Annotated in this window: 12 protein-coding genes and 1 pseudogene; 9 read left to right on the top strand and 4 right to left on the bottom strand. The window is 54.2% G+C overall.

The window, feature by feature from the left end; genetic code table 11:
* The first annotated feature begins 177 nt into the window (after window positions 1-177).
* The gene (locus tag CE168_RS05965; RefSeq protein WP_099571547.1) at window positions 178-882 is read left to right on the top strand and encodes a TenA family protein; all 705 of its coding nucleotides are present in this window, start codon (window positions 178-180) and stop codon (window positions 880-882) included.
* A 13-nt stretch (window positions 883-895) separates the two neighbouring features.
* Here CE168_RS05965 and CE168_RS05960 read toward each other — a convergent pair whose 3' ends face one another.
* The 3 genes from CE168_RS05960 to CE168_RS05950 all read right to left on the bottom strand — a co-directional run bounded on the left by CE168_RS05960 (window position 896) and on the right by CE168_RS05950 (window position 4475).
* Complete coding sequence (locus CE168_RS05960; protein WP_099571546.1) at window positions 896-2020, bottom strand: ROK family protein; 1125 nt, start codon at window positions 2018-2020, stop codon at window positions 896-898.
* Window positions 2021-2482: 462 nt separating this feature from the next.
* Complete coding sequence (locus tag CE168_RS05955; RefSeq protein WP_099571545.1) at window positions 2483-3487, bottom strand: carbohydrate ABC transporter permease; 1005 nt, start codon at window positions 3485-3487, stop codon at window positions 2483-2485.
* A gap of 58 nt (window positions 3488-3545) precedes the next feature.
* Window positions 3546-4475, bottom strand: a complete 930-nt coding sequence (locus CE168_RS05950; protein ID WP_374110568.1) for a carbohydrate ABC transporter permease — start codon at window positions 4473-4475, stop codon at window positions 3546-3548.
* 865 nt (window positions 4476-5340) lie between these two features.
* Here CE168_RS05950 and CE168_RS05945 point away from each other — a divergent pair.
* The 8 genes and pseudogenes from CE168_RS05945 to CE168_RS05910 all read left to right on the top strand — a co-directional run bounded on the left by CE168_RS05945 (window position 5341) and on the right by CE168_RS05910 (window position 15937).
* The gene (locus CE168_RS05945; protein ID WP_099571543.1) at window positions 5341-6681 is read left to right on the top strand and encodes an ABC transporter substrate-binding protein; all 1341 of its coding nucleotides are present in this window, start codon (window positions 5341-5343) and stop codon (window positions 6679-6681) included.
* 8 nt (window positions 6682-6689) lie between these two features.
* Window positions 6690-7703, top strand: a complete 1014-nt coding sequence (locus CE168_RS05940; RefSeq protein WP_039199446.1) for a LacI family DNA-binding transcriptional regulator — start codon at window positions 6690-6692, stop codon at window positions 7701-7703.
* A gap of 31 nt (window positions 7704-7734) precedes the next feature.
* Window positions 7735-9558: a glycoside hydrolase family 13 protein gene (locus CE168_RS05935; protein WP_099571542.1), complete on the top strand. Its 1824-nt coding sequence runs from the start codon at window positions 7735-7737 to the stop codon at window positions 9556-9558.
* 481 nt (window positions 9559-10039) lie between these two features.
* A pseudogene (locus tag CE168_RS05930) lies at window positions 10040-10231 on the top strand (carbohydrate ABC transporter permease); the annotation flags it as partial.
* A 109-nt stretch (window positions 10232-10340) separates the two neighbouring features.
* Entirely contained in the window at window positions 10341-11282 is a 942-nt protein-coding gene (locus CE168_RS05925; protein ID WP_099571541.1) for an ROK family protein, read from the top strand.
* A 79-nt stretch (window positions 11283-11361) separates the two neighbouring features.
* Window positions 11362-13410 (top strand): beta-N-acetylhexosaminidase, encoded by a 2049-nt coding sequence (locus CE168_RS05920; RefSeq protein ID WP_099571540.1) that lies wholly within the window; start codon window positions 11362-11364, stop codon window positions 13408-13410.
* 68 nt (window positions 13411-13478) lie between these two features.
* A complete protein-coding gene (gene nagB, locus CE168_RS05915; protein ID WP_099571539.1) occupies window positions 13479-14291 on the top strand; it encodes a glucosamine-6-phosphate deaminase in 813 nt (270 codons plus the stop codon).
* A 290-nt stretch (window positions 14292-14581) separates the two neighbouring features.
* Window positions 14582-15937 carry an N-acetylglucosamine-6-phosphate deacetylase gene (locus CE168_RS05910; protein ID WP_099571538.1) on the top strand — a complete coding sequence of 452 codons (1356 nt, stop codon included), beginning with the start codon at window positions 14582-14584 and terminating at the stop codon, window positions 15935-15937.
* An 81-nt stretch (window positions 15938-16018) separates the two neighbouring features.
* Here the strand turns inward: CE168_RS05910 and CE168_RS05905 are convergent, their stop codons facing one another.
* Entirely contained in the window at window positions 16019-17035 is a 1017-nt protein-coding gene (locus CE168_RS05905) for a LacI family DNA-binding transcriptional regulator (RefSeq protein ID WP_180753725.1), read from the bottom strand.
* Window positions 17036-17100: the final 65 nt, after the last annotated feature.

Below are 17100 nucleotides of genomic sequence, written 5' to 3'. Positions count from 1 at the left end.
GCCAAGATTGAGCGTGCGGTCATGGAGGCCTTGGCGGCCATGGAAGTGGTCTGCCTCTTGCGTTTCGATGGCACGTTCGGTACGTTGGAAGCGGCGGTCGTTATGACTGCGCTATACAAAGCGATCCAGAGCGGGGCGTGGTAAGTTCGCGTCGGCCGCACTAATCAAGGGGGTCTTATGACCGTGAATCATGTTCCAGAAGCACCACAGTCCGCAAGCGGCGATTATGCATGGCTGGGGGCTGAGCCTGGTTCTGTGGCCGATCAGCTGTACATGTCGGCTGCTGATGAATGGAATCAGGCCATCAATTCACGTTTTGTGAATGAAATGCTGGATGATACGCTTCCGGAATCGATTTTGAAATCTTATTTAATTCAGGATTTCAAATTCTTTAATCAAGGAATCATGGCGCATGCAATTGAACTTGCGCCACGTCAGGAAACCAAAGATATGCTGGCAAAACAATCGCAATGGTTTGCTGATAATGAGGCAACATATTTTACGGGATTCCTTAAGGAATATGGAATTACCGATGAAGAATACAATAATTCCGAGCAAACTCCGGCAAATCGCGAATATTGCGAATATCTCACCAAACTGGTTCAGGGAACGTGGGAAGAGCTGATCACCGCGCTGTGCTGCATGGAATGGATCTATCTCGCTTGGGCCAAGCGCACCATTGATGCGGGTGTTATTCAGCAGATTCCGGCGCACAAAGGCTGGGTTGATTTGCATGAAGGCGATCATTTCCGCGCTTGGACGGGTCGCCTGATCGCGCTCGTCAACGAGTATGCGTCGGTGGACGGCTCGGAAGCCGAAGTGTTCCGCACCATCGTGCATCTCGAGCGCCGTTTCTTTGAGGATTCCTACCCGCGGCAGTGAGCGGTGGCCGGGGCTATGCGTCGCCGATGAGGGAGCCGCGTTCGTGGATTGTCGGAACTAGTGTGCGGATTACGATGGTGGCTTGGCCTCGCAATGTGAGATCCTCGCCTTGCCTGCAACGGTGAATTTGCGGCGCTTTCTGATAATCCGTGGTCATGGTGCGCCTGATTTCATCTTCCATTGCGTCGATGAATTGAGCATTGACGATTTCCGGCGCCCCGTATATCGAAATGTCACGCAGATCCAGCAGTCCGGTCGGTATGGCCATGACGCGACCGAGCAGAGCGCCCGCTTCGGCGAGAATGCGCGTACGTGAGGCGGGATCCTGCGCGATGCGTTCTTGCAATCTGTCGTCGGAAACCAACGATTCAAGGCAGCCTCGTTTGCCGCATTCGCAGGTCGGTCCATTTGGGTCGACTACCACATGCGCGATTTCGCCGGCCGTGGAGGAGCTACCTTCGATGATGACGTCGTTAAGGCATAGTGCGGCACCGACGCCTCGTCCGATGGAGATGAGCATGGAATTGGGGGAGCAGTCGCCGAAGAATCGTTCCGCCACAAGCGCGGCGTTGGTGTCGTTGCCTACCAGTGTGGGCACTCCGGTGGCGTTTTCCACCTCGGCTTTCAGCGGCAGTTCGTCCCACTCCAAGTGCACGGATTTGCGCACTACGCCGTCGGGTTCCACAATGCCAGTCACGGCGATGCCGATGCCGAGAATCGGCAGTGGCGTTGAGACGATGAGCTGCTTGCACAGGCCGATCACGTCCTCGACGCTGCAACCGTTGTCTGCAGGAAGTTCGGTGCGGTCCACGATTCTGCCGGAAAGATCCGCCAGCGCTCCTTTGGCGAGTTTCGGATTCGACAGGTCGATGGAAACGATTCGCCAGAAATCAGTGTCGATGGCGAGTACTTGCGAACGTTTGCCACGCCCCTCGCGATTGTCTGGTCCGAGTTCGCGCAGAATACGATTGTCGACCATTTCGCCGGTCACTTCGCTGGTGGTGAAGCGTGAAAGTCCGATGAGTTTGCCGATGTTGGCTCGTGATATTTGCGTTGCGGGGAATAGTTGCTTGAATGCGGCGGTGATATTGCTGATTCGAATATCGGAAGGTGATGCCTTTGTCTGAGTGCCGCTCACGGTGTCCTCGCTTTCCTGTGTGGGGCTGATACATATTGTAGTTTGCCGCGATGCAAGCGTGTCATGTAATTTTTATTGTCAATAAAGATTACTAAACAGGAGTGCGTGGTAGTTTTCGAAATCTTGCGCGCTCTGGATTTCGATAGTTCTCAGTGAAAGATTAGTTCACCTCCTTGGGATGTCGTCGAACATATACAGTCTCACCGCCGTTTCTGTCTGCAGTGCCCATGCCAGCACTTTAAACTGTGCCGCCATAAAGCTTCCTGTTTTTACGCATAACGAGACCGCACCTTCGGCCATATGGATCTGAATTACTTCAGCTTTGCAGCCGAAGTGCGTCTCACAATGGGGAACAACTATCGCGATTTGTGAGGAAGGTCCGCCAGATCATGTATATGCGTATGGCCCGTACTTGTAGTACGGGCCATACTTTTCGTTCCATGGCTGTGGCGTAGAAATGGATTATTCCTTGACCGCACCCGCGGAGAGGCCGGACTGCCAGTACTTCTGCAGGCACAGGAACGCGATGACCAGCGGGACGATCGTGATCAACGAGCCCGTGATCACCAGATTCTGGATCGCCTGGCCGCCAGCGGTGCTCGCCTGGTCCTTCCACTGGTTCAGGCCGATTGTCAACGGATACCAGTTCGAATTTTTCAGCATGATCAACGGCAGGAAGTAGTTGTTCCACGTCGCCACGATCGTGAACAGGGCCGTCGTAACGATGCCCGGAGCCAACAGCGGCAGGGACACCTGGAAGAACGTGCGGAGCTCCGAAGCTCCATCAACTCGCGCGGCTTCAAGCAATTCCGTCGGAACCGCCTGCTCGGAGAAGATCCACATCAGATACAAGCCAAACGGGCTGATCAACGATGGAATGATCATGGCCCACGGCGTGTTCGTCAGGCTGAGCTTGGCGAACAGCAGGAACTGGGGGACCGCCAACGCGATGCCCGGCACGCTGATCGCGCCGATGATGACCGCGAACACGGCCTTGCGGCCCGGGAAACGGAACTTCGCCAGCGCGTAGCCGCCCATGATGGCCAGCAGTGTCGCGCCGCCCGCGCCCACGACCACGTACAGGAGCGTGTTGAGCAGCCAGCGCCCGAAGATGCCGTCCTGGTAGGTGAACACGGTCACGATGTTGTCCCACAGGGCGAACGTGTGGCCGAAGCCCAGACCGAACGTGGACGTGAAGTCGGCCTGCGTCTTCGTGGCGTTGACCAGCAGGTACACGAACGGGAACAGGCAGTACACCGCGAAGATCGCGCATACCAAGGTCAGCAGCTTGCTGCGCCTCGGGTTCGACACGTTCGCGAAACCGGACTTCGCCGCGCGTCTGCGCTCCGCCTTCTCATCCATTTCCACGCGCTTCAAGCGTGCCCTCTCGGCCTTCCTTGCGGCTCGTTCCTGCTCTTTAAGCTCTTGGGGAGTCATATACCCCGTCGACATCGCAGTATCGCTCATGATTGTTATGCTCCTTGAAAAATCCGTGTCCTATGCAGATGACGTACGCCCCAAGGCGTTACTTCATCTGCTCCTTCATGCTGTTGAGCTGCACCGCGTACGCGATCGCCATCGTGATCACGGCCATCGTGATCGCCAAGGCGGCGGCGTAGTTCGACTGGTTGCCCGCGAAGCTCAGGTTGTACGCGTACATGTTCGGCGTGTAATACGTGGTGATCGAGTTGCCAGGCACCATGTTCTGCAGAATGCTCGGCTCGTTGAACAGCTGGAACGAGCCGATGATCGAGAAGATCACCGTGATCGCGAGCGAGCCCTTCAATTCGGGCAGCTTGATGGACTTGATGATCTGCCATTCGCTCGCGCCGTCAATGCTGGCGGCCTCGTACAGCGAGTGCGGGATCGTGGACAGCGAGCTGTAGAAGATCAGCATGTTGTAGCCCGTGAACTCCCAGGTCACGATGTTGCCGATCGAAGCGAGCAGCACGCTTGGGCTCAGCACGTCGAGGTTCGTGCCCAGCCAGTCGTTCAGGGAGCCGACCAGACCGTATTTCGCGCCGTACATGAAGCCCCACACCAAAGTCGACACCACGGCCGGCACCGCGTACGGCAGGAACGTGCTGATGCGGAAGAACTTCGCGCCGTGCAGCTTCATGGAATCCAAAGCCAAAGCCATCGCCGCCGACAGGAACAGCATGATCGGCACCTGCACGCAGGTGAACAGCGCGACCCTGCCGACTGAGCTCCAGAACTGCTGGTCGTGGAACAGACGAATGTAGTTGCTGATTCCCACGAACTTCGTGCCGCCGATCATCTGCTTCTGGAAGAAGCTGATGTAGACCGCGTACAGGATCGGGATCACGAACACGAACACGAACACCAACGCGAACGGCCACATAAACTTCCAACCACGCCAATCCGCCTTGTGTTTATTGACACGCACGGTTGCCGAATGCAGTGGCATATTGGCAACAACTTCCGTTGCTGACATCATTCTCTCCTTCGAGACATTTTTTGATTGTTTTTGATTGCCGCGCAAAGATTTCCGAGTGTGAAACAGGTGTGGATGGGAAAGCATCCCTTTCGCGCCTGTACTTTCACTCCACGGTGGAGCCTTGATGAATCGCACCCCGATCGTTGGACTGAAGAAATTCAGATTTCGATGATCGGACGGTACGGTTCATGCCTTCGAGGACACCCGATGGTATTCTTTTTCCTTTCTTTCTATTGGACGGCAGTGGCATGATCCTTGCTTTTGGCGCCCTTGCTTGTAGTCTGCATCTTAAAACCGAAGGATTATGACTGACAAATAATTTCGATGATTTCGACGATTTCAATAATCAAGGCACTCACCATAACAGACACGCGCGATTGTATCGTGTGAGGGCCTACGAAGTTGATGGTTCAGCGCATGATAGCTGAACCGCCGGGGTTGCAATTTGGCACATATTCCAGGCAATTTGTTGATAGAAATATATAGCAGAGCTGTTATTGGCGACATCGCTGTTGATTTACGTTGTAGGTTTTTCCGGTCTGTGTTGACTTCTTAGTAAAGCGTTGAAGTGTCCGATCATATGACGATGTATGTGCTTTTAGACGCGGCACATTCCTCGGGACAGCACTATATTCGCTAATGTGACTTTCTCGTTCTTTAGACAATGGATCATCAATTGTGTTGGCCGTTGCGTGATGCAGCCGCGCGTGTCTGTTCTGGTGAGTGCCTTGATTATTGAAATCGTCGAAATCATCGAAATTATTTGTCAGTCATAATCCTTCGGTTTTAAGATGCAGACTACAAGCAAGGGCGCCAAAAGCAAGGATCATGCCACTGCTGCTCAATAGAAAGAAGGGAAACAATGAGGTTCTCATTAGGAAAAATAATTGCTCTCTGCGGTGCTGCGGCGATGGTTGTTCCATTGGCAGCGTGTGGAACAACTCAGTCGGAAACTCCCGATGGGAGCGGTAAGACGGTTGTTAATGTTTGGGCTTGGGATAACAATCTTAAAGCTAATGCTAAGGTTTTCATGAAGAAAAACCCTAACATTGTCATCAAATTTACCAATGCCGGTAGTGGTAAAGATGAATACAAAGCTCTGAATAATGCTTTGGAAGCTGGCAGTGGAATTCCGGATATAGCCATGATTGAATATTATGCGATTCCTGAGTATGTAATTAAGGGCTCTCTTAAAAATCTGAATGACTATGGGACTGCCAAATATAAGGATTTCTACACCCCAGGTACTTGGAATGCAGTGAATTTCAATGGCGGTATGTATGGTATGCCAGTCGACTCTGGACCAATGGCTTTTTACTATGACAAAGAGGTATTTGACAAAGCTGGCATTTCTGAGCCGCCAAGTACTTGGGATGAGTTCTATCAAGATGCAAAGAAGATTAAGCAGATTGGTTCATATATTACTAATGATCCAGGGAACGCCGGATTCTTCAATGCAATGGTCTGGCAAGCAGGTGGACACCCATATTCCACATCTAAAGACGGCACTAAGGTTACCGTCAAACTCACTACTGATAAAGGAGTGCAGAAATTCTGTGACTTCTGGCAAAAGATGATTGATGAAGGACTAATCGAAACGAAGACAAAAGATAGTTCTGATGATTGGTATCGTTCAGTTGGTTCCGGAGAATTTGCGAGCGTGATATCTGCTGCATGGGCTCCCGGCATGTTTTTAAACAATGCTTCGGAGGGTGCTGGAAAGTGGCGAATTGCTCAAATGCCAACGTGGAACGTCGGCGAGAAGGTAAGTTCTGAGTACGGCGGCTCCTCCCTTGCCCTGATGTCGTCATCCAAGAATGCGGATGCTGCGTACAAGTTTATGGAATTTGCCAGCACTAATTCTGATGCCATCATGTCCCGTGTGGACCAAGGTGGTTTTCCTGCTGATTTGAAGACCATGTCTAACGATAAATTCCTTAGCCAGACTACTATGGTGAACTCCGATGGAGACACGGTGGATTATTTTGGCGGTGAGAAGTTCAATGCTGAATTCGCCGAGGCTGCGAAGCGTGTCACATCTAAGTTCGAATTTCTGCCCTATGACGTTTATGCGCGAAGCGTTTTCACCGACACTGTCGGGGCGGCTTACACGGGACAGACCACAATGAAGGAAGGTGTGAAGGCTTGGCAGGACAAGCTCGTTGAGCAAGGAAAGAGCCAAGGCTTTACTGTGAACGAATAAGGATAACAATGGCTGGAATCAAGGACGTGGCGGCTCTCGCAGGAGTTTCCATAAGCACGGTTTCCTATGTGATGACAGGGAAACGTCCCATAGGGGCAAATACCCGTCGGAGAGTATTGCAAGCTGCGCGGGAACTTGGTTACTTGGCGAAAAACGGTGGTCCAGCTCCGTTGAGTGGTGAGACTCATTTCGTCGCGCTGAGTTCGCCCGTCCATGATTCCACCAGCTATACCAATTATTGTGCTTATTTTCTAAATTTTCTCAAAGCGGCCAGGCAACTTGGCTATGAAACGTTGCTGTTGACTGAGGAAACAGGAGATGAGCAGCTTCGCTCTATCATCGATACTGGGATGGTGGATGGTGTCGCTCTTATGGATGTGACTATGAATGATCCCCGAATTGAATTAGCTCAGCTTTCAAGTATTCCGGTCATTTCTATTGGACATCCTATGAATGAAATAAATGTGCCATGCATTGATACCGATTTTATTGAAATGGGTGAAATGATCATGCAAACGCTTTGTCGTAATGGGCACAGCAGAATTCTGTTTGCAGGGGGGAAGGAGATTGATTACGAACGAAATGGAGGTGCAAATTACCTCATTCGACTCAGGACATCAATGCATGATGCTGCTGCGCGATACAAGATTCATATAGATGAAGAGTTTACCGACGAGGATGATTTCGATGCTGCCGAAAACCTACTTGAGAGGTTCATCTCGAGTGAGAACACAGCAATTGTGACTCAAGGCGGCCCATTGTTCCTTAATAATCTTGTTGCTGCGACGCGGCAGCGTGGAATGAAGATTCCTCAAGATCTTTCGCTGATTTCAGCGGGAACATATACAGATTCCATAGGCAAGCGTCTGAGGATAGATGAATTTCCCTTAATGCCAGCAGAGTTGTGTCAACTGGGCATGAGCATGCTTGTTCGGCTCATGGATGGAACTCTAAAGGGAAAGGAAAAAGCAACATTGATTCATCCCGTATATAGGCAACGTGGATCCATAGCATCGCGTTGATGAAGAACTTGATTTAATAAGGAAACAAGATATGACTGATTTCAATCGTTCCGTCCTTCCCGACGCCGTGCGTTCCAACGGCGCGACCCCGAACCCATGGTGGGCCAACGCGGTGGTCTACCAGATCTACCCGCGTTCCTTCCAAGACACGAACGGCGACGGCATCGGCGACCTGAAGGGCATCACCAGCCGTCTCGATTATCTGGCCGACCTCGGCGTGGACGTGCTGTGGCTGTCCCCGGTCTACAGGTCCCCGCAGGACGACAACGGCTACGATATCTCCGACTACCAGGACATCGACCCGCTGTTCGGCACGTTGGAGGACATGGACGAGCTGCTCGCCGAGGCGCACAGGCGCGGCCTGAGGATCGTGATGGACCTGGTGGTCAACCACACGTCCGACGAGCACGCCTGGTTCCAGGCCTCCCGCGACAAGGACGACCCGCACGCCGACTGGTACTGGTGGCGTCCCGCCAGGCCGGGCCACGAGCCGGGCACCCCGGGCGCCGAGCCGAACCGGTGGGGCTCCTACTTCGGCGGCTCCGCATGGGAGTACGATCCGGAGCGCGGCGAATACTATTTCCACCAATTCTCTAAGAAGCAGCCGGATTTGAATTGGGAGAATCCGGAGGTTCGCAAGGCCGTGTACGAGATGATGAACTGGTGGATGGATCGCGGCATCGACGGCTTCCGCATGGACGTGATCACCTTGATCTCGAAACATCTCGATAGCCACGGACGGCTGCCCGGAGAGGTCGGCTCGGAATTATCCGAAGGAGAGATAGGCGAAGAGGGATACACGAACGCGAGCCCGTTCTGTTCCGATGGTCCGCGGCTCGACGAGTTCCTCGCCGAAATGCGCCGTGAGGTGTTCGAGGGCCGCGAGGGCTACATGAACGTGGGCGAGGCGCCGGGCATCACTCCGGAACGCAACGAGTTCATCACCGATCCGGCCCACAAGGAACTCGATATGTTGTTCTTGTTCGACCACGTCAGTGTCGATCAATCCCCCGAATCAAAATGGGATACACGCGCTTTTGCTCCTAAAAAACTTCAAGATAGAATGAGCAGACAGCAGGAGGCCGTGAGGAACGCCGGCTGGGCCAGCCTGTTCTTCTGTAACCATGACCAGCCGCGTGTCGTGTCCCGTTGGGGCGACGACTCTGACCGTGAGTCGCGCGAGTTGAGCGCCAAGGCGTTCGGCATGCTGCTGCACATGCACCGCGGCACCCCCTATATTTACGAGGGCGAGGAGCTGGGCATGACCAACGCCCATTTCACCGAGCTTGGCCAGTACCGCGACTTGGAGGCCGTCAACGCCTACCGTCAGCGTGTGGAGGAGGCCAAGTGCCAGTCGCCGGAATCGATGATGGCGGCCCTCGCGCTCATCGGACGGGACAATTCGCGCACGCCGATGCAGTGGGACGCTTCCAGGTATGCCGGCTTCACCGCGGCCGACGCGGCGACGGAGCCGTGGATCGGCGTGAATCCGAACCATGTGGAGATCAACGCCGCCGAGGAGTTCGACGATCCGGATTCCGTGTACGGCTTCTACAAGAGGCTCATCGCCATGCGCCACAACAGCGCGACCGTCGCGACGGGCGAGTGGAATCTGGTCGCGACAGACAGCGAGCAGGTGTATGCCTTCACCCGTACCAACGGTGACGATGCGATTCTTGTTGTCGTCAATCTCACCGGTAGGACGGCGCGGGTGCCGGCGGAGGTCGCGCGATTGCTCGGAAATGGCGTGGGCGAGTCGCAGGTGCTGCTCAGCACTTATGATGCCGTGCATGGCGTGAAATCGATCGCTCGTGGCGAGCTCGCTCGCTGGGAGGGAGTCGTGATTCAGCTCTGATCGACTCAAGCTGACTTCATGTTCACGCTCGACCTTACCCTGGTTGAGTGTGAACATGAAGTCAATGTCAGGGTCGTGTCTATCTCCCAGAGTGGCGTCTCTTAATGGGGGAGTCGATGTCCGTCAAATGTGAATTGGAGAACACTGGCTGGTGCCGCTCACGGTGTCCTCGCTTTCCTGCGTGGGACTGATACATAGTGTAGTTTGCCGCGATGCAAGCGGATGCTTCGTTGTGTATTTATTGTCAATAAGCATTACTGAAAACTGTTGTGTGATGCAAATATAAGCATTTCTGTCTTTTGTGAATACTCTATGTTTGGCTAAATTGCAATGCTTTGGCATTGTTTGTAGCTTGCTTCTGATTTAAATGTAAGGAAACTTGACAAAAAGGAATCGCATATATATGCTGTGATTATCCGGCGCGATGAGGTGCCGGAATAATCTCACGAAGGAGAGAGATATGCGATCCCACACTCAGCGTTTGATGGTTTCCTCCGATACCCTCAAGCCGGTTACGCTCGGCCTGTACGGCATGGTATCGCTCGCCACCTTCAACGATCGCGGATCGCTGATGATGGGTGCACTGCTCGGCGTGCTGCCGGTGATCGTACTCTTCCTCGGTCTGCAGCGCTACTGGCAGGCAGGTCTTGCGGCAGGCGCGGTCAAGGGCTGATCAGGTATCCATCTAACTCCGTGCGTGGCGTAAATGCTGCGCACGGGTGCCCGGAGCAACGGAACAACCGCAATCCGGGCACCTATCCTATTCCAGGCAGGTATATGCAATGGACGCAAAACTGCATCGCAATAATCGTGAGCAAGGATGCATCGGTATCGACATCGGCGGCACAAAAATCGAAGGTGTGCTGCTCGACGCAACAGACCGCGTCGTCGACGTTTGCCGTATGCCATCGCATTCCGGCGAAAACAACGTTGTAACCGACATCGTGCGCGTCGCACGTACACTCTCCAACGAACCGTTGCCCATCGGCATTGGCATTCCAGGACAGGTGAACTGCGCAACTGGACAGGTGCGCAACGTTGTCAATCTCGGCATCGAAACCTTGGAACTCGGCGAACGCATCAGTGAGATTATGCACGTTCCGGTTCACGTAGAAAACGATGTGAACGCAGCTGCGGTCGGAGCCACGGAATTCGTGGAGCACGTAGACGGCAACGTAACCGTGGTGTTCCTCAACTTCGGCACCGGTCTGGCCGCAGGGCTCGTACGCGACGGGCAAGCCGAACACGGGTACAGCGGATGCATCGGCGAAATCGGGCATCTTCCCGTCGACCCGAACGGATTCGCATGCCCCTGCGGGCAGCGAGGATGCTTGGAAACCGTAGCATCCGGCGGAGCCGTGGCAAAACTCTGGACCTCCGCAAACCCACCCATGCCTGACCTCATCCGCAAAGCACGACAAGGAGACGAGCATGCCAACGACGTGCTCGGCAAAGTGGCGCACGGCATGGGGGACGTCATCCAAATCGTCGCCCAAGCCTATGATCCGCAACGCATCATCATCGGCGGAGGCATGGCGAAAACCGGCAATGATCTGATCGAAGTCATTCAAGCCGAATTGAGCCGCAGAGCAGAAGGTTGCCGATTCCTGAACACACTCGACATCGCATCGAAAATCAGAATCGCAGCGGTCGATAAACCAATCGGCGCAATCGGTGCTGCGCTCGCAGCAAAACGAGCACAGCTGGGAAACCAAACAATGTAAGCGGACGTGCAACAAGTCGCAAGTAATCGCACAATAATCCGCGTAAAACGGCGAATTCAGCAAGCTGAAAGGCAAATCGATGACAAACGAGAATACCCGCGAATGGGCGATCATTCCCGAACCGAACAGCATGACGGTCGGCGAAGGCGCGGTATCGCTGCCCTACGCGGGTCGTGTGAACGAATCCATTGCAAATGGCGATGGCGATTATCTGCTTGCACGTCAGCTTGTTGCCGACATACGTTCCGTGACAGGGCTTGATTGGGATTACGCGACGGGTTGTATGTGGCCTGGATTCATCAGCTTGCATATTGCGGATTCGGGCGCGGCGGAAGAAGATGGCATTCCCGGTGCATATACGCTGACTATCGATACTGACGGTATTGCGATTACCGGTTACGATTTCGAAGGTGTGCGCAACGGTGTGCAGACCCTGCGTCAACTCATACGGCAAAACGGTGCCGTGCTGCCAGTACTGCAGATCGAAGATGCTCCCGCATATCAGATCAGGGGATATTACTTGGATGCGACGCGCGGTCGCGTGCCAACGCTCGCATGGCTCAAACAGTGGGCCGACAAACTCTGCCTTTACAAATACAACCAATTGCAGCTTTACATCGAGCATACGTTCGCATTCGACGGCATGAGTGAAACGTGGCGTGGTTCAAGCCCGCTCACGCCGGCAGACATACTTGAATTCGACCAATACTGTGCGAACCTTGGCATCGAACTCGTGCCGTCAGTCTCCACGTTCGGTCACCAATACGTTGCGATGCGCACGCAGGAACTGCGCGAACTCGGCGAATTCCCCGAAGACGCCGACCGGCCGTTCAGCTTCATCGAACGCATGAGGCACCACACACTCAACGTCGCCGACGATCGATCGTTCGCATTCTCCACGCAACTGGTCGACTCGTACCTGCAACTTTTCCGTACGAAACGATTCAATATCTGCGCCGACGAAACCTTCGACCTCGGCAAAGGCAAGTCGAAGCAGGAAGCTCAACGCGTAGGCGTCGCAACGCTGTACGCAACATACGTGGGCAAACTCTGCGAACACCTTTCCCAGCAAGGCCATGAGCCCATGTTTTGGGGAGACATCGCCATCGAGATGCCGGAAATTCTCGAAACCCTGCCAAACAACGTCACCCTGCTGAACTGGCAGTACGAGCCGAAAGCGACCGACGAGAAAATCCAACTTGTGGCGAAAGCCGGAGCCAAACAAATCGTATGCCCGGCCGTATGGGGGTGGAATGCGCTGCTCCCTCGCATCGACGACGCGTGGAACAACATTGCACGCATCGCACGATACGGCCGCGACTGCGGTGCGGAAGGCATGCTCGTCACCGATTGGGGCGATTTTGGGCATGTCAACGATCCGCGCATGGCCGTGCCTGGCATGATATTCGGTGCGCAATATGCGTGGAATCCAACAGAAAATATTGCTGGAGATACTGACGAAAATAGTGCCGAAAATGATTTGCTCGCGCGTATTTCGCGCGTCGAATATGACGATTGCAGCGCACGGTTCGTCACATTGCTCCGTAGCGCTTCCGCGCAAGCCGCATTCACTTGGCGTGAGCTTGTGGAATATCTCGAATTGGATGATGGTACGGGAAATTGCAATACCGAAGTTGCGCAAACTATCCCATGCTTGACCGATCGTCTTGCCAATCCGGGAAACGCATTGACTTTGCGTGAGGCGCGCGATCGCATGATGCGCAATATGGAAACGACAATCGAACGAATTCCGCAAGTCAATCGTAAGCTGCAGCAATGCATGGTTGAAATTGCGCCAATTATGGCGCATATAGGAAAGCCGAGCATTGCAGCTGCCGTGCGTATCGCCATGGAAGGTCAGCTGTTGCTCAATCGAGTGGGATTCGCGCTCGCCGGCGCGCATGACGTGCGTGATGCGCATGACGTGCGTGATGCGCATGACGTGCGTGATGCGCATGACGTTGACGATCAGCAGCCCTCCGACTGCTGTGCGCTGGCACGCGATCTCGAATGCTGGTGCGAGGCCTATGCGAAGGAATGGGCTGTGACGAGTCAACCATCGGAACTGCATCGCATTCAGGAAACCGTGTGGAAAGCGGCCGACGAGTTGCGGCGAATCAGCAAATAAATCATCAAACAAATTCTCAAGTAATCAGCAAACGAAAACGTCAATCCAAGTTCAATGAAAGGAACATCATGACCGAAGTCATCATCGTGAAAAACGAGCGCGAAGCGGGCGATATTTACGGCCGTTCAGTCGCCGATCTCATCAAAACCAAGCCGAATGCGGTATTGGGTCTGGCAACTGGATCCAGTCCGCTCGCCGCATACCAGTCGCTCGCACGCATTGTACACAGCGAGCATATTGACGTATCGCAGGTGCGCGGTTTCGCATTGGACGAATACTTGGGGTTGCCGCTTGATCACCCGCAGTCGTACCATTCCACCATTCACCGCACTGTTGTGGAACCGCTTGGACTGAACCCTGATTTGGTGCACGTGCCTGGTGACGTGCTTGACGGGGCGCCGCTGAGCGACGGCGAACGCATTGCGGCTGCCGGACCTGCCTACGACAGGGCAATTGAAGAGGCTGGTGGCATCGACGTGCAGATTCTGGGCATTGGTACCGACGGGCATGTCGGTTTCAACGAGCCGGGATCGTCGCTCGCTTCCGGCACGCGTGTCAAAACGCTGGTTGAACAGACACGCATCGACAACGCTCGATTCTTTGACGACGACATCAACAAGGTGCCTACGCATTGCATCACGCAGGGCATTGGTACGATTCTCAAGGCTCGTCACTTGGTGCTGCTTGCCTTCGGATCAGGCAAGGCTGAAGCTGTGGCCGAAACGGTGGAGGGTGGTGTGAGCGCGTTCTGCCCGGCGTCCGCGTTGCAAATGCATCCGCACGCCACCATTATTGTGGACGAAGAGGCTGCGAGCCGCCTACGTCACAAGGACTATTACCGTTACGCCTACGCTCACAAGCCCTCTTGGCAGCACATCTGATTGCTGCTCTGCAGTCGGTGTCCGCTAGCGTCCGGATTCTTCCATTCGCTGGAACATTCTGGACGCTTTTCGGCCTGTCATCGGGATGATTCTTCCACTCACTGGAAGTTTTTGGACAGTACGAGGGTATTTCGCCGTCCGGATTCTTCCAGTGACTGGAGGAATTGGGACTCTGAGGTGGCTGTTAGCGGGAGGATTTCTCCACCGACTGGAGGTTTTTGGACGCTGATGGGCTTGTCGGCGGGGTAATTCTTCCACTGACTGGAAGAATTGGATGCTAATTGAGGAATATGGCTGGAAGTGAGTCGGAAGGTTTGAATATGGAACAGTCTCGGGAGCGTTTTGCGAATGAGGTGGACATTGCGTTGGCGCAGTCGGCCCGCCCGTTTGCGATTCACAATGCGCGCAAAGTCGATGCGCGAGGTGTTGTGGAACATTATTGGATAGTTTCCGATGGTAGTGCGATTATTGCGACTGGTAATCGGGACGATGATTTTGCTGCGGCTTGCGCAAGCGTCGGTTTGGATGCGGAGGCTGCAGTTGGTGCCGATGCTGATTCCGGTTCGGTCAGTTCGGCTGGTTCCGGAAATTCCATGACCGGTTCGACCGGTTCCGTAACCGACGCTGCAGGCTGCATGATGACTCCCGGTTACGTCGACATTCATGCGCACGGTTCGTGGGGGAGCTCCTTCGATGATGGCGTGCAAGGCATACGCACGGCTCGCGCAGGTCATATGATGCACGGCACCACCCGCCAAGTGCTCAGTTTGATCACCAATCCGCTTGATGTGATGTGCGCCAATCTTCAAACCGTGCGTGGCATGATGAATGCTCGCCCTGACATTCTTGGCGCGCATTTGGAAGGTCCGTTCCTCGCGTTGTCTCGCAAAGGTGCGCATGATCCGGAATGCTTGAAGGATCCGGTTCCCGAATATGTTGATCGTCTTTTGCAAGCGGCAGACGGCTGTTTGCGGCAGATTACCATTGCGCCCGAATTGCCTCACGGTATTGATGCGATTCGTCGTTTTGCAGCGGCCGGAGTGGTTCCTGCGGTAGGGCATTGCGATGCCGATTATGCAACTGCCTGCAGGGGTTTTGATGCGGGTGCTGGCATTATGACGCACATGTTCAACGCGATGAATGGCTTGCATCATCGTAAGCCAGGTCCGATTCCGGCTGCCGTTGAAGATCCGCGCGTCACTATCGAGCTGATCAATGATGGTTTTCATGTGCAGGATCCGATGGTGCGTTTGGGATTCGGTTTCGCACCGCATCGCATGGCATTCGTAACCGATGCCATGGCTGCCACCGATTGCCCGGATGGTCATTATTTGCTGGGTGCGTTGGATGTGGATGTGATTGATGGTCACGCTCGGCTCGTGTCGAATGGTGCGATTGCCGGTTCCACGCTGACATTGGAAAAGGCTGTTCAGCGTGCGGTGCTCGAATTAGGATTCGCGCCCACCGACGCAGTGGAAGCCGCCACATTGACTCCGGCCAAAGCATTCGGTTTCGACCGTGCGAACCCGGTCACCAAGAAGCCGCTCGGTCTGCTAGCCCCCGGCTACGCTGCCGATGTGCTTCTGCTCGACCCCGCCACTTGGTCCGTCTCTCACGTCTGGTGCGCCGCCCACCCTCTTCGTTGAGGCGTGATTGCTGAAACGTAATTGCAAGGACCGGCTCCGTAACAGGATGCCGGTCCTTGCTGTATCTCAAGTTTTTTGTTTTCAGTCTTGCGGGGTGAAACTGTCGCGTGCGACGAGACGGGTGGAGATTCGCATATGCTGGCTGATCGTGCGATTCGCGGTCAGTGCTTCGGCAAGCATGAGCGCTGCGGCTTTCGCGAGTTCGTCCTGGCTAATGTCGTACGACGACAATGCGGGAGATGTGTATTTCGCGATCTCCTGATTGTTGATGCTGATTACTTTGATATCTTGTGGCACTATCACATTTTCGGTGGCAAACGCCTGTAGCACGCCAACCGCCAACGGGTCGGCTGCAACGATCACTGCATCGGGCAGATCGTCCGCATGATCCTGCAGTAACTGACGCCCCTGCAAACGGCCGTTTTCCACAGTGAATGGGCCATTCGCATACACCAATCCCTGCACGTCCAAGTCCAAACGTAGCGTCCAATTGCGGAATGCGAACGTACGAATATCTTCCGGATATTCATGCTCGCCCATAATGTTGCCCAAGCCGCCTATGAAACCGATTCGCGAGCAGCCGGATGTCGTAAGCGCGTCAATTGCATCCAATATGGTCTGTTCCAAATCGGGTTGCACTGAATCGAACAATTCCGGCGCAGGATTGATGTCGATGAATACGCCGTGTGGAAGCTTCCTATGCAGGCGGTGCAGCGTCTTGCGACCCAATGGCGATGGGCCGATCGAAATGAATCCGGCGTATTTGTCGGCATTGGCGATCAGCGAATCCACGTCCTCATGCATGGTTACGTTCATGCGTTGCTCTTCAGCATGTTTGACGAGCGCTTCGCGCAACTCGTCGAAATACACGTCCTGCAAACCCTCGTCGGGAACGACATTGTCGAGAATCGCGACATCCTGCGGAATGGTAATGCGCTGATATTGCGGTACGTTCTTGTACCCCATTTCTAGACTGGCGTTTAGAATCTTCTCGCGGGTGGAATCCTTCACCGAAAAGGTGGGATCGTCCTTCAAAACCCTCGAAACAGTGGCTTGGGAGAAACCTACCCGTTTCGCTATCTCTCTGATAGTGGCCATTCGAATCCTCCTCGAAGCCATCGTTGGCTAAACACATTTACTAATTAATTTAGCATATATGCCTC

The organism is Bifidobacterium sp. N5G01 (assembly GCF_002742425.1).
GTDB classification, from domain to species: domain Bacteria; phylum Actinomycetota; class Actinomycetes; order Actinomycetales; family Bifidobacteriaceae; genus Bifidobacterium; species Bifidobacterium hominis.
Note: the sequence above shows the minus strand (reverse complement) of the source record. Positions and strands in the feature narration are given on the sequence as shown.